This window comes from Limnohabitans lacus, from assembly GCF_030053395.1.
Classification (GTDB): domain Bacteria; phylum Pseudomonadota; class Gammaproteobacteria; order Burkholderiales; family Burkholderiaceae_C; genus Limnohabitans_A; species Limnohabitans_A lacus.
The window spans coordinates 72,288-96,837 of sequence record NZ_JASGBH010000004.1 but is presented as its reverse complement, the minus strand read 5'-3'; the positions used below and the strand labels follow the sequence as shown (position 1 = coordinate 96,837).

Sequence of the window (24,550 nt, the reverse complement as noted above, 5' to 3'; positions counted from 1 at the left end):
CGACTTTTCAGGCTTCAGTCTTGAACTGGGGCTTGCGCCACCACACACCGCACCCCCAAGTCCGCCATCAAGCGCTGCTGCGCAGGTGCGGGGGCGATGTCGGTAAAAAGGGTGTGCACCACTTTCAGCGGGGCCATCTCGATCATGGCGGGGCGGTCGAATTTGCTGTGGTCGGCCACCAGCCAGACTTGGCGTGATTGCGCGACGATGGCGCGGGCGACCATGACTTCGCGCATGTCGTAGTCGCGCAGGGTGCCGTCGGCGTCGATGCCGCTGATGCCGATCAGGCCAATGTCCACCTTGAACTGGCGGATGAAGTTCAGCGCCGCTTCGCCCACCACACCCAAGTCTTCGGAGCGCACCGTGCCCCCAGCCACGACCACTTCGCATTGCGGGTTGGCCGCCAAGATGCGGGCAACGTGCAGGTTGTTGGTCACCACGCGCAGGTCGCGGTGGTGCAGCAGTTCGCTGGCCACGGCTTCGACGGTGGTGCCGATGTTCATGAACAGGCTGGCCCCGTGTGGGATGGCCGCCGCCACTTGGCGGGCAATGTCTTGTTTGGCCTCGGACTGGGTGCGCTGTCGTTCGACGTAGGTGGTGTTGCGTGTGGACGAATCGACCGCACGCACGCCGCCGTGGAAGCGTTCCAGTTGCGACGCTTCGGTCAGCCGCTGGATATCGCGGCGAGCGGTTTGTAAGGTGATGCCGAACTCTTCGGCCAACTCTTCGGTCTTGACGCTGCCTTGATCGCGCACGGCCTGCAGGATGGCGAGTTGTCTGGGGTTGAGGGCCATGGGCGTTGCTTCTGGTGTGGTTCTAGGGGTCTTCACTAGTTGGTGAAGAATAACGCAATTGGGCGTCTTGCGGTCTATACAATCAAAAACGAATCGAATAAATCACTGTTTGTTGATTGTTTAAGGCGTTATTTTGAATATTCAAGGCTTGAATGCCTCATCCAAAGACACCGTCTGGGACCTCTTGGTCATCGGCGGTGGCGCCACGGGCTTGGGCGTGGCGCTGCAAGCTGCGCTCGAAGGCCGCAGCGTGACGCTGGTGGAAGCGCGTGACTTTGCCTCTGGAACGTCTTCGCGGTCCACCAAACTGCTGCATGGCGGTGTGCGCTATTTGGCGCAGGGCCGCTTGCGTTTGGTGCGCGAGGCTTTGCGCGAACGGGCCACCGTTTTGGGCTTGGCGCCGCATTTGGCGCAGCCTTTGCCTTTTGTGGTGCCAGGTGCTGGCTGGCTGTCTTGGGCATGGACCGGGCTGGGACTCAAGGCTTACCAATGGTTGTCGGGCCGCCTGGGCTTGGGAGCCACACAGGCGCTTTCGCATCAGGCGCTGGGGCGCAGTTTGCCGGGCTTGCCGCGTATGGTGGCAGGTGCTGTGGCCGGCATGCGCTATTGGGACGGGCAGTTTGAGGACGCCCGGCTGGCGCTGGCTTTGGCCAAAACGGCCAAGCGGGCAGGGGCCAGCGTGCACAACCACATGCGGGTCACGACTTTGGCGCCTTCGGCCCAAGGATGGCAAGTCAGTTTGTTCAACGAACGCGATGGCAAGACTTCCACCTTGCAAGCCCGTTGCGTGGTGAACGCCGCCGGGGTCTGGGTCGATGCTTTGCGGCAAATGGTTTTGCAGCCCTGGGCTGGCCAAGTGCCGGTCAAAGCGCTGGTCAAGCCCAGCCAGGGGGTGCACTTGGTGGTGGCGCGTGAGCGCCTGCCCATTGAGGAGGCGGTGTTGATTCCCCGCACCGCCGATGGCCGCGTCTTGTTTGCCGTGCCTTGGCTGGGGGCCACCTTGATCGGCACCACCGACACACCGCGCAGCGATGCGCCGCTGGAGCCCTTGCCGCTGCAAGAAGAGCTGGACTTTTTATTCCGCGAAACCCGCCAATCCTTGGGCGTGGACTTGACAAGGGCTGATGTGCGCAGCGTGTGGGTGGGCCTTCGCCCTTTGGTGGACAGCTCCAAGGGCGGTGCCACCAGCCAGATGTCGCGGGAACACTTGATTCGCCGGGAAGCGCCGGGTTTGTTCACCGTGACAGGGGGCAAATGGACGACCTACCGCAGCATGGCCGCGCAGGTGATGCAGTCATTGGTGGGCCAGGGCGATTTGTCTCGCGCAGCGAAGGGGCCAGCCCCAACGGCCAAGCATCTGCTGGTGGGCGCACCTGCTGCAGGTCAAGCTGTGCATCCCATCAGCCAGGCCCCGGGCCTGCATTTGTGGGGCAGCGAAGCCGATCTGGTGCAGGCCATGCCGGGTGCCGATCGCGATTTGGGCATGGGCTTGACCGAGGCCATGGTCCGTTTTGCGGCACGATCCGAATGGGCCATGACGGTGGAGGATATGCTTGCACGTCGCTGGCGCGCTTTGTTTCTCGATGCGCGGCAGGCCGCACGCATGGCACCCGCCGTGGCGGCTTTGCTGCATGAAGAAACCGGGCTGGACCCGCAATTGGACGCATTTTTGGCCCTGTGCAAGCAATACACCTTGGCCGACTGAACACTGGAGATGAGACTTTGAGCACGACCACCACCCGTTACGGCATCATCGGCTGCGGCATGATGGGACAAGAACATTTGCGCAACATCGCATTGCTGCCTGGTGCGCAGGTGACGCGCATCTTTGAGCCCGATGCCCACATGCTGGCCGGCAGCCTGGCGCTGGCGCCCGGCGCCCAAAGCGCCGCCAGCTTGGCCGAGGTGGTCATGGCCCAAGATGTGGATTGCCTGCTGATCGCCAGCCCCAACTTTTGCCATGCCGACCAGTTGCGCGAGATCGCCCGCCTGCGCCCGCTGCCGGTGCTGCTCGAGAAACCCGCTTGCACCAGCATGGACGACGTGCGGAGCCTGGCCGCTTTGCAGGCCAGCTACTCTGCGCCGATCTGGGTGGCCATGGAATACCGCTACATGCCTCCCGTGACCGCCTTGGCGGGCGAGGTGCATGGGCAGCACAACACCGGCCCGGTCAAGATGATCACCATCCGGGAGCACCGTTTTCCGTTTTTGGTCAAGGTGGGCGACTGGAACCGCTTCAACCGCTACACCGGCGGAACCTTGGTCGAAAAGTGCTGCCACTTCTTTGACCTGATGCGCCACCTGACGCAAAGCGAACCGGTGCGTGTCTATGCCTCGGCCGGTGTGGACCACAACCACTTGGACGAGCGCTACCCCGACGGCACGCCCGACATCTTGGACAACGCCTATGTGATCGTGGATTTCGCATCCGGTCAGCGGGCGATGTTGGAGCTGTGCATGTTTGCCGAGGGTGCGCGTTACCAAGAAGAAATCTCGGTGGTCGGCCCACAAGGCAAGGCCGAATGCTTTGTGCCGGGTCCTGGCCGTTTCTGGCCTGCGCACCTGGGCGATGCGCCCGTGCCCAAATTGGTCATCAGCCCGCGAGACCCCAAAGGCCCCCGCGAGCTGGACGTGCCGGTGGACCCGCAAGCCCTGGCCGCAGGTGACCACAACGGCTCGACCTTGTACCAACACCAAAAATTCAACGCCGTGGTTCGCGGCCAAGGCCAAGTCGAAGTCGGTTTGCGCGATGGCTTGTCGGCGGTGATCATGGGCTTGGCGGCGCAAGAGTCCGCCCGCACCGGGCAAGCCATTGACCTGACCCAAGGAGCTTTCAGTTTGAAACTGCTCGATTGATCTCTTCGATCGCGTGCTTTACCGCAGCTTGTCAGCACCCTTTTTCTTCTCATTGCTTGGCGAAAACCCCATGTCGTGTTCTGCGTGAAGTCCTCTATGATTCATTTACATCCAGTTCGTCTTGATGAACATCAATAGAAACCCATAACCCATGGCATCGGTCCAACTTCAGCAAGTCCAAAAAAGCTACGACGGTCAGCACAAGGTCATCCACGGCATCGACCTGGAGATTCAGCACGGCGAGTTCGTTGTGTTTGTGGGGCCATCGGGCTGTGGCAAGTCCACCTTGCTGCGCATGATTGCCGGGCTGGAGCCGATCACGGCGGGTGACGTGCTGATCGATGGCCAACGCGTGAACGACGAGCCGCCGCGCAACCGTGACATTGCCATGGTGTTTCAGGACTACGCCCTGTACCCGCACAAGAGCCTGTACGACAACATGGCGTTTGGTTTGCGTTTGCGCAAAACCCCCGAAGCCGAGATTCACCAACGGGTCATGGACGCGGCCAAGCTGCTGCGCATTGACCACATGCTCGAGCGAAAACCGGCCGCTTTGTCGGGTGGTCAGCGCCAGCGGGTGGCGATTGGCCGGGCCATCGTGCGCCAGCCCAAGGTGTTCTTGTTTGACGAGCCGCTGTCCAACCTCGACGCCCAACTGCGCAACGAGATGCGCAGCGAGATCAAAAAACTCCACCAACGCCTGGGTGCCACCATCATTTATGTGACGCACGACCAGGTCGAGGCCATGACTTTGGCCGATCGCATCGTCGTGCTCAGTGGCGGCCACAAAATGCAATACGCCACGCCCGATGAGATTTACAACCGGCCTGCAGCGCGTTTTGTGGCGGGCTTCACCGGCAGCCCACCCATGAACCTGATCGATTGCACCGTGCAGAACGGTCAGGCCGATGTGGGCGGTGTGCAGTTCGCCTTGCCCGAAGTTTTGGGCCAAAAAGCCGCGCACTCGCCAGCACAGGTGTTTGGCATTCGCCCCGAAAACATCGCTTTGGCACCTCGCCATGTGCCTGCCGAAGTGACCGTGACCGGGCGCGTCGTGATCAGCGAGCCCTTGGGGGCCGAAACGCTGGTGACCTTCCAGGTGGGCCAAGCCGAGTTGGTGGCGCGATGCCCGGCCAGCTTCAAAGTCGCACCGGGTTCCACGCACGCCCTGTACATGGACCCCGCAGCCATGCATTTGTTCGACCCGGCCACTGGCCAAGCCCTTTGATTCTTCCCCTCAGACCTTCGTTAACCAGGAGACAGCCATGAAAAAACGTGTCACTTTGAAATGGGCCGCGCTGGCACTTGCCAGCAGCATGGCCGTGAGCGCCGCATGGGCGCAGCAAACCACCTTGCGCGTGTTCGTTGGTCCCAACCAGCGCCCAGACCTGCAAGCCAAATTGTTCGAGCAGTACAACAAGGCCAACCCTGGCGTGAAGGTCGAGATCGAAACCGGTGGCGCCACCTCCGAGTTGCAGCGCCAGTACCTGTCCACCGTGCTCAACGCCAAGGACTCGGCCATTGACCTGTTCTTGATCGACATCGTCAACCCCGCGCAATACGCCTCCAAAGGCTGGATCGAGCCCCTGGACAAATACGTCGGTGGGGCTGCAGCCCTCAAAAATGACTACCTGCCGGTTTACCAAAATGCCAACGTGATCGGCGGCAAGCTGTACGCCATGCCCAGCCAGGGCGATGCCATGTTCATGTACTACCGCAAAGACCTGCTGACCAAGCACGGCATAGCCGAGCCCAAGACTTGGGATGAGCTGTCTGCAGCGGCTCGCAAAATCATGGCGGCTGAAAACGCGCCGAATTTGCAGGGTTTGTCCATCCAAGGTGCGCCCATTGAAGGCGCGGTCTGCACTTTCTTGTTGCCTTACTGGGGCCAGGGCAAACAGTTCAACGATGCCGCTGGCAAGTTGACGCTGGACAAAGCTGCGGCAGTCAAGGGCTTGCAAAGCTGGTTGACCATGGTCGATCAAGGCGTGATCAAGAAGAACGTGGCCGAAGTCACCACCCCGATCACCGTCAACGAATTCAAAGCCGGTCAGGCGGTGTTTGCGATCAACTGGGGCTTTGCCTTTGACCGCTTCAAGGACGACGCCGACTCCACCGTCAAAGGCAAAGTGGGCGTGATGCCACTGCCGGCCATGACCGGCGGCAAATCGGCCACCTGCATGGGCGGCTGGCAATGGGCCATGAACGCTTACGGCAAAAACAAGGACGCCGCAGGCAAGCTGATCCAGTTCCTCTCGTCCAAGCAAGCCAGCGCGTTCATCGCGCGTGAAGGCTCGATCTTGCCGGTGTTCCAAAGCGTGTATTCGGATGCCGAAGTGAACAAGGCAGTGCCTTGGTTCAAAGACGCATTGCCGGTCGTGTTGGGCGCCCAAAGCCGCCCGATGGTGGAAGACTATGGCCAGGTGTCGGACATCATCCGCACCACCACCAGCGCCATCTTGGCCCGCACCAAAACGCCTGAGGCCGGTGTTGACGAGATCGCCGCCCGCGTGGGTCGCTTGATGCGCTGACCGCAAGCGGCGCTTTTCACAGACCCCGGGCATCGCGCCCGGGTTTGTTTTTTTGCCTCCCCCAGACCATGCTGTCCAAACTCAGAGACCCCAGTGAAAAAACGCTCGCGATCTTGTTGCTCGCGCCAGCGTTCTTGTTGCTCTTGATGATCGTGGTCTATCCGATTGGCAAGCTGGTCTACAACAGCGTTCATGCGGTGGACAAAAACGGCGCGTTTTTGGGCTTGCAAAACTACCTCGATGTGGTGCAAGACCCGCTGTTTTGGAACGCCACCCAAAACACTTTGCTGATCACCCTGATCACGGTGCCAGGGGCGCTCATTGTGGGGCTGGGCTTGGCCTTGCTGGCCAATTTGCCTTTCAAGCGCAAGTGGCCAGTCCGCCTGTCTTTGCTCTTGCCTTGGGCGCTGCCCCTGTCGTTTGCCGGATTGATTTTTGCCTGGTTTTTCCACACCGAATACGGCGTGGTCAACGACGTGCTGCAACGCATGGGTCTGCAAAGCGAGCCCACCAGCTGGCTGCTCAAGCCGCACTGGGCCATGGCCGCCATTTGCCTGACGGTGATCTGGAAGACCTCGTCCTTCATGGCCTTGATCTTGTTGGCCGGCTTGCAGATGATCCCCAAATCGCTTTACGAAGCAGCCGAGGTGGACGGTGCTTCGCGCTGGCAGCAGTTTTGGCAAATCACCATTCCCATGCTCATGCCCAGCATCATCGTGGCGCTGATTTTTCGCACGATCACGGCCTTGCAGACCTTTGACATCCCTTACACCATGACGCGCGGGGGCCCTGGTGAAGCCACCGAAACCCTGGCCATGTTGATCCACAAATACACGATCGACTATTCGGACATCAGCTTTGGCTCCACGCTGGCTGTGTTCATGTTCGTCATCTCTTTGTTTGTGACCGGCTTTTATTTGAAGCAGATCGGAAAGAACGCGCAATGAACCCCACAGGCCTCTGGAGCTCGCCCGCTTTGCGCTGGATCGCTGCCGGCATGGTGGTGGTCAACGGCTTTTTCCCGGCGGTGTGGATCTTGTTCACCTCGCTCAAGAGCGAAGCCGAATTGGTGCAAAAACCCATCACCTGGTGGCCCGCCAAGCCCATGCTTGACAACTACCTGAGGGCCTTCACCGACCAGCCCTTGCTGACTTATCTGAAAAACAGCTTGTTGGTGGCTTGTGGCGCTACCGCTTTGTCGCTGGTGGTGGCTGCGTTTGCGGCCTATGCCATCGCGCGGCTGAACCTCAAGCGCCGCCAGCTGATCCTGACTTGCATCGTCGCGTCCAGCATGTTCCCGCTGGTGACTTTGCTGGTGCCTATTTTTGAGACCATGCGCGCTTTGGGCTGGCTCAACACCTACATCGCGCTGATCTTGCCGTATGTGGTGCTGAACATGCCGGTGTGCACGCTGGTGCTGGTCAGCTTTTTCCAGAGCATTCCGCGTGATCTGGAAAACGCCGCCATGATCGACGGCTGCACCCGCATGGGGGCGCTGTGGCGCGTGGTGGTGCCATTGGCCGCGCCTGGGGTCTTTACGGCCGGCATTTTGGCGTTTGTGAATTCATGGGACGAGTTCTTGCTGGCGCTGTCGCTCAACTCCAGCCCCGCGGTGCGAACCTTGCCGGTCGGCATTGCGCTGTACCAAGGCGAGTTCACCTTTCCTTGGCCCATCATCTCAGCGGCCTTGATCGTGGCCATCGTGCCGGTGGCGATTTTGATCGCCTTGTTCCAAGAGCGCGTCGTCGGCGGCCTCACGCAAGGCGGCCTCAAGGGCTGATATTGAATCCCGTGCTGAAACGGTTCAGCAGCTTGTGTCCCAGTAAGTTTGGTAGGTCGGCGGCTTCAGCCCCGACGAATGCTTGCCACAGCTGAGCCTTGCGCGAAAAACAGCCATGTCGGAGCTGAATCTCCGACCTGCGGGAGGAGCGAAGGGTTTAGCTTGGCAAAGCCTGGAACAAGCCGAATTTGCTGCGGCAAAACGACAAGGGGGCGGCGTCGTGCCAGCCAAAGTCTTGCACTTGGCCGATGACGATGTGGTGGTCGCCGGCATCGACCAACTGGTGCAAGCTGCAATCAAACCAGGCCACGGAGCCGTCCAGGCGCAAGCGCTGGCTGGCTTGACGTGTGGTGCTCACGCCCGCAAATCGCTCGGGCATCGAACCTTTGGTGAATTGCATCGCCAAGTCGGCCTGGGCGCTGGCCAAGACACTCACGGTGAAGCCGCCCGATTGGGTGAAGGCCTGCAGGCTGCTGGCCTCTTTGCGGATGCTCCACAGCACCAGCCTGGGGTTCAAGGAAACGGAGCTGAAGGAGTTGCAGGTCATGCCCCAGTCCTGGCCTTCGTGGTGGGCCGTGACCACCGTGACGCCCGTGCCAAAGCAGCCGAGTGCTTTTCGGTAATCGGCGGGGTCACTCACAGGGACAGCCGCGCTGGCGGCTGTGGCGATGTCGTCGGGCATGTGTCGCATGGGCGCTTTCATCAAGGCACTTCGTGGCCGTTGGCCATTTCGTAGAGTTCAAACCAGGTCTGGCGGTCCATGGGCACACGGGCCGCATCGGCAAAACGCTGGATGCGCTCGAGTTGGTTGGAGCCCATCACGGGCAAGACGCCCACCGGGTGGTGCATCAGCCAGGCCATGGCCACTGCGGTGGTGTCGGTGCCCGAAGCCAAAGCCAGTTTGGCCAACTTGGGCGCCAAGCGGGCGGCGGCGGTGCCAGCGGTGTGGGCTTGCGAATGCAGACGGCCACCGCCCAGCGGGGACCAGGCCATCACCGGCATGCGGTGCTGCTGGGCATGGGCGATCTGGCCATTGGTGAAGGGGGCTGTGCTCAACAGGCTCAGCTCGATCTGGTTGGTTTGCAACTTGTGCTTCATGCACGACTGCAGCAGGTCCACGTCCCAAGGCATGAAGTTGGACACGCCCACACCGCGCAGCTTGCCGCTGTCGATCATGCCGTCCAGGCATGCGCCCAAGGCTTGTGCGTCCATCAGCGGGTCAGGGCGGTGGATCAAGAGCAAATCGATCACATCGACACCGATGCGCGAGAGCGAGCGGTCCACGCTGGCCGTGACGTGTGCAAGGCTGGTGTCGTAGTGCTTGACGCGGGTGTCAGGCCATTTGCCCGACAGCAGCATGATGTCGGTCTTGGTGACGATCTCGATCTTGTCCTTCAGGCTGGGGCGGGCCTTGATGGCTTGGCCAAACAGTTCTTCGCAGCTGTAGTCGCCATAGATGTCGGCATGGTCGAAGGTGGTGATGCCCTGGGCCAAGCAAGCGTCGATGCGGGCCAAATTGGCGTTCACCGAGCTGTCTTGCGCCTCGGACAGGCGCCACACGCCATAGGCCATGCGGCTGAGGCTGCGGCCGTTGGGCAGCGCCAGGCGGCCGATTTCTTTTGAACTCATTTGCGAACTCCATTGCCCAGCGGTGTGGGCGGTGTTTGGGATGGGACCCGTCCGTATTCGTGGGCGAGTGAAACTGTTTTGAGGTGCGGCAAGACTTTGGTGCCAAAAATCTCGCATTCCTGCAGGTGAGGGTAACCCGAGAAGATGAAAGCGCGGATGCCCATCTTTTGATAGGCCTCGATTTCACTCAGGACCTGGTCCACGCTGCCCACCAAAGCGGCACCGCAACCGCTGCGGGCGCGGCCCACGCCGGTCCACAGATGCGGCTCCACGTAGCCGTCTTCGTCGGCCCGGTCGCGGTTGGCGCTTTGCAGCGACACGCCCAGGCTCTTGGCGTCCAGGGCGCGTTGGCGGATTTCTCGGCCTTTGTCGTCGTCCAGTTGCGAAACGAGTTCTTCGGCGTATTCACGCGCTTCGGCCTCGGTGTCGCGCACGATCATGTGCACGCGCAGGCCGTAGTCGAGCACGCGACCGTATTTCTCGGCTTGGGCGTGCACATCGCGCATGCGTTGGGCCAGCATGTCCTTGGGTTCGGGCCACATCAAATAGGTGTCGCAATGCGCACCGCACAGCGCCAGCGCGTCAGGGCTGTAGCCGCCAAAGTAGAGCAGGGGGCCGCCGTTGGTCTGGTAGGGCCGCACGGGGTCGGTGGACAGGCCTTTGAGCTTGTAGATTTCACCGTCGTAATTGATCTCGTCTTGCGTCCAGGCTTGCTTGAGGATCTCGACCACCTCCCAAGAGCGGCGGTAGCGGTAAGCGCTGTCTTCTTGCTGGCCTGGAAAGTCTGACGAAATCACGTTGAGCGTCAATCGACCTTCCAAAATGTGGTCCAGCGTGGCCACGGTGCGCGCCAGCATGGCGGGGTGCACTTCGCCACAACGGATGGCGGCCAGCAGGTTCATGCGCTTGGTCATGGGCGCCACGGCGGCGGCAAAGGTCAGCGTGTCTTGACCCACTTGGTAGGACGAGGGGCACAAGATGTTGCGAAAGCCCAGCTCCTCGGACCTTTGCACGATGCGGCTGGTGTTGGCCCAGCTGCTGCGCAAATCGCCATCGGGCACGCCCAGGTGGCGAAAATCATCGGAACACAGGGGGGCAAACCAGGCGACTTCAGCGCCCTGGATGTCTTGGCCTTTGACGGGAACGATGCTCATGTGTGACCTCACTCAATAAGTGTATGAATAGTATATGAATTGACGAGAGTTGGTTTGGGGGTTTCCACTGATTTGTCATACTGTGGGGCATGAACTCTGCAAACCACGCGCACCCCTTACCGGTTTACCAGCAAATCGCCGAGCTCTTGGTCCGGCAAATCAAGGCCGGCTATTGGCACACGGGCGAGCGTTTGCCCACCGAAGCCGCTTTGGCCCAGACCCTGTCGGTGGCCGTCGGCACCTTGCGAAAGTCCTTGGCCCTGCTGGAGGAGAAAGGTGTTTTGGAGCGGATTCAGGGCTCCGGCACCTATGTCAAAAGCGTACAAGGCAAGCAGCAAATTTATGAGCTGTTCCGCCTGGAGCTGACCGATGGACCCGGTTTGCCCACGGCGCAGATCTTGGACGTGGCGCACGCCAAACCGGGACTCGGCATGCCCCAGTGGGACGGGGCCGTTTGCTGGCGGGTGCGCCGCCTGCGCTATTTGAGCCAGGTGCCGGTGGCTTTGGAGGAAATCTGGTTTCCGGCCAAGACCATCACGGCCTTGAGCGCCCCGGAGCTCGGCGACTCGATGTATTTGTTTTACCAGCAGCGCCTGAATGTGTGGATCTCTCGTGTCGAGGACCAAATCAGCGCGGCCCCTTCGCCAGCTTGGGCGCCAGCCGCATCGCCGCTTCAAGTGGGCGATTGGGCGGCCTACATCGAGCGGCAATCGTGGACGGCCAGCAACGAGTTGGCTGAGTTCTCCAAAACCTGGTTCGACCCGAAGGTCTGCCGCTATTGTTCGCGCCTGAGCCAGTGATTGGCTCCCCCCGCAGGGCTTCAGGTGGCTTGCAGGGTTTGCAACAGTTCGGTCTCGATCTCGATCTGCGCTTTGTTTTGCTGCAAAGCCGAGCCGCTGATCAAGAAGGTGTCTTCCACCCGCTCGCCCAAGGTGCTGATCTTGGCCAATTGCAAATTGATGCCGTGCTTGCCGAGCACGGTGGCAATGCCATACAACAAGCCGATGCGGTCGCTGGCCGAAATGCTGAGCAGCCAGCTTTGCGCTTTGTCGTCGGGCTTGAGCGTCACCCGCGGCGTGATCGGAAAGCTCTTGACGCGACGCGACACCCGGCCACGGCTGGGCGCGGGCAGGGGGCCTTGCTGCTCCAGGGTGCGGGTCAGGCCCGACTCGACCATGGTGATCAGCTCGCGGTAATGCTCGGGCAGCATGGCGGTGACGATCTGGAAGGTGTCCAGCGCCCAACCGGTGCGGGTGGTGTGGACCTTGGCGTCCAAAATGCTGAAGCCCGCTTGGTCAAAATGGCCGCAAATGCGGGCAAACAAATCGGGCTGATTGGGCGAGAACACCAGCACCTGCAGGCCTTCGCCCACCGGAGAGATGCGCGCCCGCACGATGGTGCGGGGGCCAGCCGGGTCGGGCTTGGCCACATGGCGCGAGAGCTGGCGGGCGTGCCATGCGATGTCACCCGCGTCGTGGCGCATGAAATACCCCACATCCAGCGTGTCCCACAAGGCCTTGTGGCCTTCGTGCGGCTCGGCATGGCGGGCCAGCTCCACCAGCGCATCGCGCTTGCGGGCCTCCACCTCGGCGTTGGCATCCGGCGCACGGCCACCCAACACCCGCAAGGTGGATTTGTAGAGGTCTTCCAGCAGCTTGCCTTTCCAGGCGTTCCAGACCTTGGGGCTGGTGCCCCGGATGTCGGCCACCGTCAGCAAATACAGCGCCGTCAGGTTGCGCTCGTTGCCCACGCGCTGGGCAAACCGGCCAATCACATCGGGGTCGCTCAGGTCTTCTTTTTGGGCCACATGGCTCATGGTCAGGTGCTCGCCCACCAAAAACTCGATCAGCTGAGCATCGGCTTTGTCCAGCTTGTGCTGGCGGGCAAAGGTGCGCACTTCCGACTTGCCCAGCTGCGAGTGGTCGCCGCCCCGGCCTTTGGCGATGTCATGAAACAGCGCTGCCGCATACAAGATCCAAGGCTTGTCCCAGCCCGCGGCCAGTTGCGAGCAAAACGGGTATTCGTGCGCATGCTCGGCCATGAAAAAGCGCCGCACATTGCGCAGCACCATCAGGATGTGCTGGTCCACCGTGTAAGCGTGGAACAGGTCGTGCTGCATCTGGCCCACGATGCGGCGGAACACCCAGAGGTAACGGCCCAGCACCGAGGTCTGGTTCATCAGCCGCATGGCGTGGGTGATGCCAAAGGGCTGCTGCAGGATCTGCATGAAGGTCTGGCGGTTGACCGGGTCGGCGCGGAACTGCGCGTTCATGATCGGGCGCACGTTGTACAGCGCCCGCAAGGTGCGGGCCGAGAGACCCGTCACACCGGTGGTGGCTTGGTACAGCAAAAACGTTTCCAAGATCGCGTGGGGGTGCTTTTCGTACAGGTCGTCGCTGGCCACTTCGATCAGGCCGGCTTTCTCAAAAAAGCGCTCATTGATTGGGCGGAAGCTGTCCAAGCCTTGGCCCCGGTCGCTTTTGAGGCGGTCTTCGATGTTGAGCAACAAAATCTGGTTGAGCTGCGTCACCGCCTTGGCGGCCCAGTAGTACTGGCGCATCAGCTTTTCGCTGGCGCGCAGGGCAATGCGGCCATCGCTGCTGATGTCGGCGCTGTAGCCAAAGGACTCGGCCACACCGGTTTGCAGGTCAAACACCAAGCGGTCTTCTCGGCGGCGCGCTTGCAGGTGCAAGCGGGTGCGGATCAGGCTCAGCAGCGCTTCGTTGCGCTTGATTTGCCGCGCCTCCAGCGGTGTGGCCAGGCCTTTTCGGGCCAAGTCATCCCAGCTGTGGCCTAGGCCTGCCGCGCGGGCCACCCACAAAATGATCTGCAAATCGCGCAAGCCGCCGGGCGACTCTTTGCAATTGGGCTCCAGCGCGTAGGGTGTGTCTTCAAACTTGGTGTGGCGCTGGCGCATCTCCAGCGTCTTGGCCACAAAAAAGGCTTGCGCATCCATGGCCGCTTGGTATTGGGCTTGAAACTGCGCATACAGCTTGGGTTCGCCCGTGATGCGGCGCGACTCCAGCAAAGAAGTCTGCACCGTGATGTCTTTGGCCGACTCGGCCAAGCACTCGCTCAGGGTCCGCACGCTCGAGCCGATCTCCAGGCCCGTGTCCCAGCAGCTGCCAATGAAGCGCTCCAACTGACTTTGCAATTCAGGCGTGGTCTCTGGCGAATGCCCATCGGGCAGCAGCACCAACACGTCCACATCCGAGTAGGGCAGCAACTCGCCCCGGCCAAAACCACCCACGGCCACCAAACATGCATCGCTTGAAAAACCGGCGTTTTGCCAGAGCTGGATCAGCAGGGCATCGGCCAGGCCCGCCAATTGGCGCAAGGTCTTTTGCAGGCCTCGGGTGCTGGCGCCACTGGCGGCCAAGTTTTGCAGCACCGCTGCTTTGTCGCGTTTGTAGGCTTCGCGCAGCGGGGCCAGTTCGGTCATGTCAGGCTTTGGCAGTGATGAAGTCAGGGATGGCCGGACTGCCTGCCGACAAGGTCAGCACCTCGTAGCCGGTTTCGGTCACCACCACGGTGTGCTCCCACTGGGCCGACAGGGAATGGTCCTTGGTCACGATGGTCCAGCCATCGCCCATTTCCTTGATTTCTTTGCGACCGGCGTTGATCATCGGCTCGATCGTGAAAATCATGCCGGGCACCAGCTCCATCAGCGTGCCGGGTTTGCCGTAGTGCAGCACCTGCGGCTCTTCATGAAAGCCCCGGCCAATGCCGTGTCCACAAAACTCGCGCACCACCGAAAAGCCGTGGCCTTCGGCAAACTTTTGGATCGCATGGCCAATGTCACCCAAATGGGCACCGGGCTTGACCTGCTCAATGCCTTTCCACATGGCCTCATAAGTCAGCTTGGCCAAGCGCTTGGACGCGATCGAGGCCTCGCCCACCATGAACATCCGGCTGGTGTCGCCATGCCAGCCATCCTTGATGGTGGTGATGTCCACGTTGAGCGAATCGCCTTTTTTGAGCGGCTTGTCGTTCGGAATGCCGTGGCAAACCTGGTGGTTGATCGAGGTGCAAATCGACTTGGGGTAGGGCTTGTAGCCACCCGGCGCGTAGTTCAGAGGCGCGGGAATGCAACCCTGCACATCGACCATGTAGTCGTGGCACAGCTTGTCAATCTCGTTGGTGGTGATGCCCGGCTTGATGAAGGGCTCGATGTAGTCGAGGACTTCCGAAGCCAGGCGGCAAGCTACGCGCATGCCTTCGATGTCTTCGGCGGTTTTGATGGTGATCGTCATGGGGCGTGATTATCCCATTGCCTCTTTGTTCGGGCTGATCTCAGGGTTTCCACGGTTAAAATACCGCCTTTGCCGGTCAGCCCCAGTCAGCGGCCCCGGCGCTACGGTTTCCCGTCTCTTTACAAGGCCACCCCGTGTCCCTGCACATCACGACTTTCGAAGGCGCGAGCGCCCTCAGCGACTTTCGCATTGCCCAGCTTTTGCCACGTCTGGCAGAAATTTCGCCGCAAATCCAAGGCATCGCCGCCCGTTTTGTGCACTTGGTGGCCACCACAGCGCCTTTGCAGGACGCCCAACGACAAACCTTGTCTGCCTTGCTGACCTATGGCGAGCCCTACGCAGGCCCCTCAGATGGCCCCGTGATTGTGGTCAGCCCGCGCATTGGCACCGTCTCGCCTTGGGCGTCCAAGGCCACCGACATTGCCCACAACTGCGGTTTTGAGGTGCGCCGGGTGGAGCGCCTGACCGAATACCGACTGACCCTCAAATCTGGCTTGCTGAGCAGCGCGAAACTCTCGCCCGAGCAACTGGGCCAAGTGGCCGCCGTTTTGCACGACCGCATGACCGAGTCGGCCATGCCCAGCCGGGGTGATGCTGCGGCCTTGTTCACCGCCCTGGACCCCGCGCCCATGGCGCATGTGGATGTGTTGGGGGGTGGTCGCGCCGCATTGGACGCGGCCAACAAAGCTTGGGGCTTGGCCCTGGCCGAAGACGAGATCGAGTACCTGGTCAACGCTTTCAATGGCCTCAAGCGCAACCCCACCGATGTGGAGTTGATGATGTTCGCGCAGGCCAACAGCGAGCACTGCCGCCACAAGATTTTCAACGCCGAGTTCACCATCGACGGCGTGGCCCAGCCCAAGAGCCTGTTCGGCATGATCCGCAACACGCACCAACTGAGCCCCCAGCACACGGTGGTGGCGTATTCAGACAACGCTTCGGTGATGGAAGGCCACCAGATTGAGCGATTTGTCGCCAGAACTTCAGGGCAGGGCGCGGCTTACCAAACCGAACAAGCCTTGCACCACGTGCTGATGAAGGTCGAAACCCACAACCACCCGACCGCGATTTCTCCTTTCCCAGGCGCATCGACCGGCGCGGGCGGCGAGATCCGCGACGAAGGTGCCACTGGCCGTGGCTCCAAGCCCAAGGCGGGTTTGTCGGGCTTCACCGTGTCCAAACTGTGGGGCGGCCTGTCTGACCAAGCGGGCGGCAAGCCCGAGCACATCGCCAGCCCTTTGCAAATCATGACCGAGGGCCCGTTGGGTGGCGCGGCCTTCAACAACGAATTTGGCCGTCCCAACTTGACGGGTTATTTCCGCGAATACGAACAAACCGTGGACGGCGTGGTGCGTGGCTACCACAAGCCCATCATGATCGCGGGCGGTCTGGGCCAGATCGACGCTATCCAAACGAAAAAGATCGAATTCCCCGCCGGCACGCTGCTGATTCAGCTGGGCGGCCCCGGCATGCGCATCGGCATGGGCGGCGGTGCTGCCAGCTCCATGGCCACCGGCACCAATGCGGCCGAGCTCGACTTTGACTCGGTGCAGCGCGGCAACCCCGAGATCGAGCGCCGTGCGCAAGAGGTCATCAACCACTGCTGGGCGCAGGGCGCGAACAACCCCATCTTGGCGATCCACGATGTGGGCGCAGGTGGTTTGTCCAACGCTTTCCCTGAATTGACCAACGACGCGGGCCGAGGCGCACGCTTTGACTTGCGTGCTGTGCCGCTCGAAGAATCGGGCTTGGCCCCCAAGGAAATCTGGTCCAACGAAAGCCAAGAGCGCTATGTGATGGCGATTGCGCCCGAGTCTTTGGCGCAGTTCAAAGCCTTTTGCGAGCGCGAGCGCTGCCCGTTTGCGGTGGTGGGCGTGGCGACCGAAGAGCGCCAACTCGAGCTGGTGGACGCGGGCCAAGAAAGCCCCGTCGACATGCCCATGGACGTGCTGCTGGGCAAGCCGCCCAAAATGCACCGCGATGTGCAGACCGTGGTGCGCCAGTCGCCTGCCATGGACTTGACCGGCGTGAGTTTGCAAAAAGCCGTCATCGACGTGCTGAGCCACCCCACCGTGGCGTCCAAGCGTTTCCTCATCACCATTGGCGATCGCGCCGTGGGTGGCCTCACGCACCGCGACCAGATGGTCGGCCCCTGGCAAGTGCCTGTGGCCGATGTGGCCGTGACCTTGGCCGACTACCAAGGCTTTGCCGGTGAAGCCATGAGCATGGGCGAGCGCACACCGCTGGCCTCGCTCAATGCCGCAGCGTCCGGCCGCATGGCGGTGGCCGAAGCCATCACCAATTTGCTGGCCGCCCCCATCGAGTTGCCCCGCGTGAAAATGTCCGCCAACTGGATGGCTGCATGCGGCGAGCCGGGCGAAGACGCCGCGCTGTACGAAACCGTCAAGGCCGTGGGCATGGAACTGTGCCCAGCGCTGGACATCTCGATCCCCGTGGGCAAAGACAGCTTGTCGATGCGCACGCAGTGGCAATCTGAAGGCCTGACCCACAAGGTCACTTCGCCGGTCAGCCTGATCATCACCGCCTTTGCCAGCTTGCCCGATGTGCGCGGCACGCTCACGCCGCAGCTGGACGCACAAGAGGCCGACACCAGTTTGCTGCTGATCGACCTGGGCCAAGGCCAAAACCGCATGGGCGGCAGTGTGCTGGGCCAGGTGCTGGGCCAGTTTGGCGACAGCGTGCCCGATCTGGAAGACCCACAAAACCTGATCAAGCTGGTCGCCGCCGTGAACGATTTGCGTGCCAAGGGTCAGATCTTGGCTTACCACGACCGCAGCGACGGCGGCTTGCTGGCGGCTGTGGCCGAAATGGCGTTTGCAGGCCATGTGGGCGTGGCCCTCAATGTGGACATGCTGGTCACCGAAGGCGATGGCATTTCCGACAGCCGCGCCGACCATGGCGATGCCAAGAACTGGGCCGGCCAGGTCAGCGCCCGCCGCGAAGAGCTCACCCTCAAAGCGCTGTTCAACGAAGAACTGGGCGTGGTGCTGCAAGTGCGCACAGCCGAGCGCAACGCGGTTCTGCAAACCCTTCGCGAGTTTGGCCTGTCCAAACACACGCATGTGATCGGCAAGACCCGTCCCGTGCAATCGACCATCCAAAAAGGCGTGGGCGAACTCAGCATCTGGCGCGACACCAAAGAGGTGTTTACCGCCAAGCTCGAAGACCTGCACCAAGTTTGGGACAGCGTGAGCTGGAAGATTTGCCAGCAGCGCGACAACCCCGCCTGCGCCGACGCCGAGCACGCTGCCGCTGGTCAGGCCAGCGACCCCGGCATGCATGTGGCCCTGAGCTTTGACCCATCGGACAACGTGGCTGCGCCGTTTTTGAATTTGTCGCGCCCCAAAGTGGCGATCCTGCGCGAGCAGGGCGTCAACTCGCATGTGGAAATGGCCTATGCCTTCCACAAAGCCGGTTTCGAGTCGCACGACGTGCACATGACCGATCTGCAATCGGGTCGCGCCAACTTGGCCGATTTCATAGGTTTGGTCGCTTGTGGCGGTTTCAGCTATGGCGACACGCTGGGTGCAGGCATCGGCTGGGCCCGCAGCATCACTTTCAACCCGGCTTTGGCCGATCAGTTCAAGGGCTTCTTTGGCCGCGCCGACACCTTCGGGTTGGGCGTTTGCAACGGCTGCCAGATGTTTGCGGAACTCGCCGACATCATCCCCGGCGCTGAAGCTTGGCCGCGCTTCACCACCAACCAGAGTGAGCGTTTTGAAGCCCGCCTGTCCATGGTCGAAGTGCTGGATTCGCCCAGCCTGTTCTTGCAAGGCATGGCCGGCAGCCGCTTGCCCATTGCCGTGGCGCACGGGGAAGGCTTTGCCAACTTCAAACACCGTGGCAACGCGGCCCAAGCCATTGGCGCGATGCGCTTTGTGGACAACCACGGCCAAGCGACTGAGCAGTATCCCTTTAACCCGAACGGCAGCGCGGGCGGCCTCACGGCCGTGACCACGGCCGACGGTCGTTTCACGGCCATGATGCCGCACCCCGAGCGCGTGTTCCGCAATGTGCAGATGAGCTGGACGAGTGGTGACATCAATGCCACAAGCCCTTGGCTGCGCGTGTGGCAAAACGCTCGTAAGTGGGTGGGTTGATCGCTTGTGCGTGTGAGATCCGACGTGTCTGAGCAGTGGTTCCCGCCGTCTCAGCTGGCTTTTTACTTTGACTCCAATGCGTGGGCCAAAGGAACGGCGCTGTACCTGCAAAACGACGAGATCGTCGCGCAGCTGAGCCCCGAAGCCGAGGGCTGGAAGCTGGTGGCGCAAGTGCCCGAGTTGCAGGCATCGCCGTTCACCGTCACCGCACATTTGCGCGTGTCAGACGGCGGCAATTTGCAGGCTTGGCGCTCCACCTGCACCTGCGCTGTGGGCCGCATGTGCAAACACGGCGCGGCGCTGGGCATCCATGTGGCCATGCAACGCCACAGCCTGCGCGAGGCCTCGCCCGATGATGACGCGGGCGGCGATTTGTCCGAGCAGCAAATCCAAGCGCGGCAAGAGCGGGCTTTGCAGCAGGCCGAATACCAAGTGCGCGACTGGTTGGGGCGCTTGGAAACCGCCGATGTGGCCAAGCATTTCAGCCTGCCCAGCAGCACGCCCGAGTATTTTTTGTATTGCTTGTCGGTGGAGACCACTGGGCAGCGGCCCGTGTTTCACCTGACCATCAAACGCGCCATCCTCAAGCGTGAAGGCCTTTGGGGTCGCCCCAAAAAAGTCACCAGCGAACCCTTCGCGCACGACGCCATCTGGCGCAGCAGTGCCGCCACCGAGCGCGGGATTTTTGACCTGTTCAAGGCCTGCCCACCCACCAACAGTTTTGGCTCTTACGGCTTTCACAGCGCGGTCAAGCTGCAGGGGCTGGCCGCCCAGCTGCTGCTGCAAAAGTGCAGCGACACCGGTCGCCTGATGTGGGAAGACGGCAAAGCGCTGACCCCCTTGCGATGGACCGACGAAGCCCTGACGCTCTCGGCCACTTGGCAAGCGGTGGCGGCCCAAGAGGCGCAACCGGCCGGTTGGCAATTGCAGATGCAAGCCGGGCCGGGCGGTGTGATCCACGGCTTGAACGAGCCGCCGATTTTTGTGGACGTGGCGCGTGGCCGCTGCGGCCTGATCGACACCCAGGGCCTGAGCGCTGAGCGCTTGCTGGTCTTGACCCAGTCGCCTGTGCTGCCCGAGCGGGTGGCGCTGAAATTCCAGCAGCAACTGATGGAGCGCTTGGGCCCCATGCCGCTGCCGCCCGTCATCGAGCAGCTGCCCGAGGTGCGTGGTGTGGCCCCTGTGGGCGTGTTGCGGATTTCGGCGGTGCCTTTGCCAATGCGCATGGACCATGGGATTTTTCAGGCGCAGCTGAGATTTGATTACGACGGCCTGCAAGGCCACTGGCCTCATGCGCAAACCCGTGTGGCGGTGGGCAAAGGCGCCGCCGCCCGCATGCTGATGCGTGACCTCGGCGCCGAGCAAAGCATCTTGGATGGGCTGGAAGATTTGGGCTTTGATGTGACGCAGGGCGATACCCTGAACTTGACCGGCTCGCAAAGTGCGGCGCTTTGGCTGGAATGGCTGGAGAGCGACTTTGAGCCTTTGCGCGAGGCGGGGCTGCAGGTGCATGCCGAAGCGGGCTTGAACAGCTGGCTGCGCCTGGCCGATGACGTGCACATCGACTTGTCGGGTGAGGGCGGTTTGGATGAAACATCGCCTTGGTTCAACCTCTCGCTTGGCATGGACATCGACGGCCAGCGGGTCAACATCTTGCCTTGGGTGCCGGCGATTTTGACGGCGCTGGCGGGTGTTCACCTGTCCAGCGATGCCGATGACCTGCATGGCTTGCCCGCCCATTTGTACTTGCCCGACTTGCATGGCCCCGGCTATGTGCGCTTGCCCACGGCCCGCATCAAGCCTTGGCTGAGCATGCTGATGGAGCTGCACGGCGAGCGTGGCCACGATTGGGATGGCGACGCCTTGCGCCTGTCGCGCATGGACGCCTTGCGCACTGCCACTTCGCTGGGCGAGGGCGCGCATTGGCAAGGGGCCAGCCGCTTGCTGAGCTTGGTTCAGCAAATGCGCGGGCAAGCGGCTTTGACGCCTGTGCCCGTACCCGAAGGCCTTCAAGCGACCTTGCGGCCTTACCAGCAGCAGGGCCTGAACTGGCTGCAGTTCTTGCGCGAGCACCACCTGGCCGGCATCTTGGCCGACGACATGGGTCTGGGCAAGACGCTGCAAACGCTGGCCCACATCCTGACCGAGAAGAACACCGGACGCCTGACGCAACCGGCCTTGATCGTGGCGCCCGTCAGCCTGCTGGGCAACTGGCAGCGCGAAGCGGCCCGCTTTTGCCCGGGGCTCAAAACCCATGTGCACCACGGCCTGTCGCGCCATGAGACGGTGCAAGAGTTGTGCAGCTACGACGTGGTGATCACCGCCTATTCGCTGCTCTCGCGCGACCGCGACATGTGGGTGGATGTGCCTTGGCACCTCTTGGTGCTGGACGAAGCGCAAAACATCAAGAACGCCAACACCTTCGCGGCGCAGGTTGTGACCGAGATTCCGGCGGTGCATCGTCTGTGCCTGTCGGGCACGCCGATTGAAAACCATTTGGGCGAGCTGTGGAGCCAGTTCCACTTCTTGATGCCGGGATTTTTGGGCAGCCAAAAGCGCTTCACCGAGTTGTTCCGCAACCCGATCGAGCGCCAGGGCAGCACCGAAAAACTGGCCCAGCTGCGCGCCCGCGTGACGCCTTTCATGCTGCGCCGGACCAAAGACCTGGTGGCCAGTGAGCTGCCGCCCAAGATCGAAACCCTGATGCCCGTGCCTTTGCAAGGCCAGCAGGCGGACCTGTACGAGACCATCCGCTTGGGCATGGAAAAAACCGTGCGCGAAGCCCTGCACACCCAGGGCCTGGGCCGCTCACAGATCACCATCCTGGATGCGCTGCTCAAGCTGCGCCAAGTCTGCTGCGATCCGCGCTTGCTCAAGCTGAGTGCGGCCAGCCAGGTCAGGCAGTCGGCCAAGCTGGAGCAGCTGCTGGACATGCTGCCCGAGATGGTGGCCGAGGGCCGCAAGATTTTGCTGTTCTCGCAGTTCACCGAAATGCTGGGCTTGATTGAGAAAGCACTGCCCGCGCTGGGCATCCCGTGGGTCAAGCTCACCGGCCAGAGCAAAAACCGCGACGCGATCATCGATCAATTCACCAGCGGCCAGGTGCCCTTGTTCCTCATCAGCCTCAAGGCTGGCGGTGTGGGCTTGAACCTGCCGCAGGCCGACACGGTGATCCACTACGACCCGTGGTGGAACCCCGCCGTGGAAAACCAGGCCACCGACCGAGCCCACCGCATTGGCCAAAAGCAAAGCGTTTGGGTGCTCAAGCTGGTGGCGCAAGGCACCATCGAAGAGCGCATGCTGGCCCTGCAAGAGCGCAAAGCCCAACTGGCGCAAGACATGTATGAAGGCGCTGTGCAGCGCAAAGAGCCATTGTTTGGCGAAGCCGACCTGAACGAATTGCTCAAGCCGCTGGGCTGATCAGTGCATGCCCACCACAGGCCGTGTTTTGTAAAACTGGATCGGTGTTTCGGCGGCGTTGAGCACCGATTTCTTGATCTTGCCCACCACATGCATTTCGCAGGGTTTGCAGTCAAAGCGCAGGGTGAGCTTTTCTTTGCCGTTGATCAGTTGCAGGGGCTCGGCTTTGACGGTGCCTTGCACGCCGGTCACGCCCTTGGCCTGCTTGGGGCACAGGCTCAGCGAAAAGCGCACGCAGTGCTTGGTGATCATCAGGCTGACTTCACCCAGCTCTTCTTGAGCCTCGTAGGCGGCGGCGATCACTTGCACGCCGTGCTTGGCATAAAAGTCGCGGGCCTTCTGGTTGAACACGTTCGCCAGATAGGTCAGGGTGTCTTCGGGGTAGGTGACGGGTGGGTTCACCGGCACGGCTCGAGGCAGGCGGTGCAGGCCTTGGGCGCGAGCGGTTTCGAGGGCCTGCACAGCATCGCGGCGCAAGGCGTTGAGCTGTGAAGGCGGCACAAACCAAGGGCGGGGCAGGGCGAGCTGCACATCCAAGGGCTCAAACAAGGTGTCGCCCAGTTTGCCCAAAGCGGTTTTGAGTTTGTCTTCGGCTTGGCCCAGGTCTTTGGGCGCTTGCCAGTCGATGGCCATGTGTGCGGTGCCGGTGTGGCCCGCTTCGTCGGTCAGCGTCAGTTGCAAACCTTGGGGGCTTTCGGCCAGTTGCATCCACACGCCCATCTTGCGTTCGGCGGACTTTTTGTCCAAGGTGCGCACCCAGCTCATGTCGCGGTTGCGGTTGACCTGAACGCCTTTGCGCAGGTCTTTGAAGCCGTCCATCGGGTCTTTGGGGTAGAGCTTCCAAACCCCTTTGGCCTTGGCGGCTTCGGCGCGGTTGATCTGCAGGCCCACCAGTTCTTTTTGCAGGTCGTAATAGCAAAGCCCATCGCCGTTGTGCAGCTCGGTGGTGGGGTCGTCGGTGGTGATCTCGACGTGCTCGGGCGTGACCTTGCTGACCCAGCCGATCGGTTGCCCTGGGTTTTTGGGGGTGTCAAAAGCGCCAATGTCTTCCTTGCGGCCTTGCACAAAGTAGTCGGTGAACTCGCGGTTGAAGTTCTGGTTCGGGTCGGGCTCGAAGCTGAAGGTGGTGCGGCCATGCGAGGCGGCCGCCAGCTCGGGCCGTTCGTTCAGCACCTCGTCAAAAAGCTTGCGGTAGTGGGCCGTGATGTTTTTCACATAGGCCATGTCCTTGTAGCGGCCTTCGATCTTGAAGCTGCGGATGCCCGCGTCCACCAAGGCGCGCAGGTTCTCGCTTTGGTTGTTGTCCTTCATGCTCAGCACGTGCTTGTCGTGCGCAATGATGCGGCCCTGGGCGTCTTTGACCTCGTAGGGCAGGCGGCAGGCCTGAGAGCAGTCGCCCCGGTTGGCGCTGCGGCCGGTGTGGGCATGGCTGATGAAGCACTGGCCGCTGTAGGCCACACACAAAGCGCCGTGCACAAAGAACTCGATGACGGTGCGATCGGTGTCGATCACATCGCGGATGGCGCTGATCTGCGGCAAGGTCAGCTCACGGGCCAGCACGATTTGGCTCAAACCCGCATCTTGCAAAAACTTCGCTTTTTCGGGCGTGCGGATGTCGGTTTGGGTGCTGGCGTGCAGCTGGATCGGCGGCACGTCGATTTCCAGCAAACCCATGTCTTGCACGATCAGGGCGTCCACGCCGGCGTCGTAAAGCTGCCAGGCCAGCTTGCGGGCGCCTTCCAGTTCGTCGTCGCGCAAGATGGTGTTGAGCGTGACAAAGATACGGCTATGAAAGCGGTGCGCATGCTGCACCAGTTTGGCAATGTCTTGCACCGAGTTGTCGGCGGTGGACCGCGCCCCGAAAGAGGGGCCGCCAATGTAGACCGCATCCGCGCCGTGGTGGATGGCTTCGATGCCGATCTCAAGGTTGCGGGCGGGGGCGAGGAGTTCGAGTTGGTGGGGCAGCATGGGGTGGCATTATCCCAGCTCCAACAAAAAACGCGGCCGAAGCC

16 protein-coding genes are annotated in these 24,550 nt (G+C 61.7%); 9 read left to right on the top strand and 7 right to left on the bottom strand.

What is annotated here, in order from left to right; translation table 11 throughout:
- Positions 1 to 14: 14 nt before the first annotated feature.
- Entirely contained in the window at positions 15 to 794 is a 780-nt protein-coding gene (locus QLQ16_RS07010; protein ID WP_283223981.1) for a DeoR/GlpR family DNA-binding transcription regulator, read from the bottom strand.
- 148 nt (positions 795 to 942) lie between these two features.
- On the opposite strand from QLQ16_RS07010, the gene QLQ16_RS07005 reads away from it, so the two are divergent.
- From QLQ16_RS07005 to QLQ16_RS06980, 6 genes are all read left to right on the top strand, one after another.
- Positions 943 to 2,499, top strand: coding sequence for a glycerol-3-phosphate dehydrogenase/oxidase (locus tag QLQ16_RS07005; protein WP_283223980.1), 1,557 nt, complete (start codon positions 943 to 945; stop codon positions 2,497 to 2,499).
- Between the two features lie 17 nt (positions 2,500 to 2,516).
- Positions 2,517 to 3,650, top strand: a complete 1,134-nt coding sequence (locus QLQ16_RS07000) for a Gfo/Idh/MocA family protein (protein WP_283223979.1) — start codon at positions 2,517 to 2,519, stop codon at positions 3,648 to 3,650.
- Positions 3,651 to 3,801: 151 nt separating this feature from the next.
- Complete coding sequence (locus QLQ16_RS06995; protein WP_283223978.1) at positions 3,802 to 4,878, top strand: ABC transporter ATP-binding protein; 1,077 nt, start codon at positions 3,802 to 3,804, stop codon at positions 4,876 to 4,878.
- Between the two features lie 37 nt (positions 4,879 to 4,915).
- The gene (locus tag QLQ16_RS06990) at positions 4,916 to 6,181 is read left to right on the top strand and encodes an ABC transporter substrate-binding protein (protein ID WP_283223977.1); all 1,266 of its coding nucleotides are present in this window, start codon (positions 4,916 to 4,918) and stop codon (positions 6,179 to 6,181) included.
- 68 nt (positions 6,182 to 6,249) lie between these two features.
- Positions 6,250 to 7,128: a carbohydrate ABC transporter permease gene (locus QLQ16_RS06985; protein ID WP_283223976.1), complete on the top strand. Its 879-nt coding sequence runs from the start codon at positions 6,250 to 6,252 to the stop codon at positions 7,126 to 7,128.
- Positions 7,125 to 7,961, top strand: coding sequence for a carbohydrate ABC transporter permease (locus QLQ16_RS06980; protein ID WP_283223975.1), 837 nt, complete (start codon positions 7,125 to 7,127; stop codon positions 7,959 to 7,961). The genes QLQ16_RS06985 and QLQ16_RS06980 overlap by 4 nt, the downstream gene beginning before the upstream one ends.
- A gap of 157 nt (positions 7,962 to 8,118) precedes the next feature.
- Here QLQ16_RS06980 and QLQ16_RS06975 read toward each other — a convergent pair whose 3' ends face one another.
- Genes QLQ16_RS06975 through QLQ16_RS06965 form a run of 3 tightly spaced genes read right to left on the bottom strand, consistent with a single transcriptional unit; the run spans position 8,119 to position 10,744 of the window.
- Positions 8,119 to 8,652: a flavin reductase family protein gene (locus tag QLQ16_RS06975; protein ID WP_283223974.1), complete on the bottom strand. Its 534-nt coding sequence runs from the start codon at positions 8,650 to 8,652 to the stop codon at positions 8,119 to 8,121.
- A gap of 11 nt (positions 8,653 to 8,663) precedes the next feature.
- Positions 8,664 to 9,590 (bottom strand): aldo/keto reductase, encoded by a 927-nt coding sequence (locus tag QLQ16_RS06970; RefSeq protein ID WP_283223973.1) that lies wholly within the window; start codon positions 9,588 to 9,590, stop codon positions 8,664 to 8,666.
- Positions 9,587 to 10,744, bottom strand: coding sequence for an LLM class flavin-dependent oxidoreductase (locus tag QLQ16_RS06965; protein WP_283223972.1), 1,158 nt, complete (start codon positions 10,742 to 10,744; stop codon positions 9,587 to 9,589). Before QLQ16_RS06965 ends, QLQ16_RS06970 begins: the two co-directional genes overlap by 4 nt.
- Before the next feature lie 89 nt (positions 10,745 to 10,833).
- On the opposite strand from QLQ16_RS06965, the gene QLQ16_RS06960 reads away from it, so the two are divergent.
- The gene (locus QLQ16_RS06960; RefSeq protein ID WP_283223971.1) at positions 10,834 to 11,544 is read left to right on the top strand and encodes a GntR family transcriptional regulator; all 711 of its coding nucleotides are present in this window, start codon (positions 10,834 to 10,836) and stop codon (positions 11,542 to 11,544) included.
- Between the two features lie 20 nt (positions 11,545 to 11,564).
- Here QLQ16_RS06960 and QLQ16_RS06955 read toward each other — a convergent pair whose 3' ends face one another.
- The gene (locus QLQ16_RS06955; RefSeq protein ID WP_283223970.1) at positions 11,565 to 14,186 is read right to left on the bottom strand and encodes a [protein-PII] uridylyltransferase; all 2,622 of its coding nucleotides are present in this window, start codon (positions 14,184 to 14,186) and stop codon (positions 11,565 to 11,567) included.
- 1 nt (position 14,187) lies between these two features.
- Entirely contained in the window at positions 14,188 to 14,997 is an 810-nt protein-coding gene (gene map, locus QLQ16_RS06950) for a type I methionyl aminopeptidase (RefSeq protein ID WP_283223969.1), read from the bottom strand.
- A gap of 134 nt (positions 14,998 to 15,131) precedes the next feature.
- Between map and purL the strand changes: the two genes are divergently transcribed.
- Positions 15,132 to 19,118: a phosphoribosylformylglycinamidine synthase gene (purL, locus tag QLQ16_RS06945; protein WP_283223968.1), complete on the top strand. Its 3,987-nt coding sequence runs from the start codon at positions 15,132 to 15,134 to the stop codon at positions 19,116 to 19,118.
- Positions 19,119 to 19,142: 24 nt separating this feature from the next.
- On the top strand, positions 19,143 to 22,538 hold the full coding sequence (locus QLQ16_RS06940) for a DEAD/DEAH box helicase (protein ID WP_283223967.1): 3,396 nt from the start codon (positions 19,143 to 19,145) through the stop codon (positions 22,536 to 22,538).
- Here the strand turns inward: QLQ16_RS06940 and QLQ16_RS06935 are convergent, their stop codons facing one another.
- A complete protein-coding gene (locus QLQ16_RS06935) occupies positions 22,539 to 24,506 on the bottom strand; it encodes a peptidase U32 family protein (RefSeq protein ID WP_283223966.1) in 1,968 nt (655 codons plus the stop codon).
- Between the last annotated feature and the right edge of the window lie 44 nt (positions 24,507 to 24,550).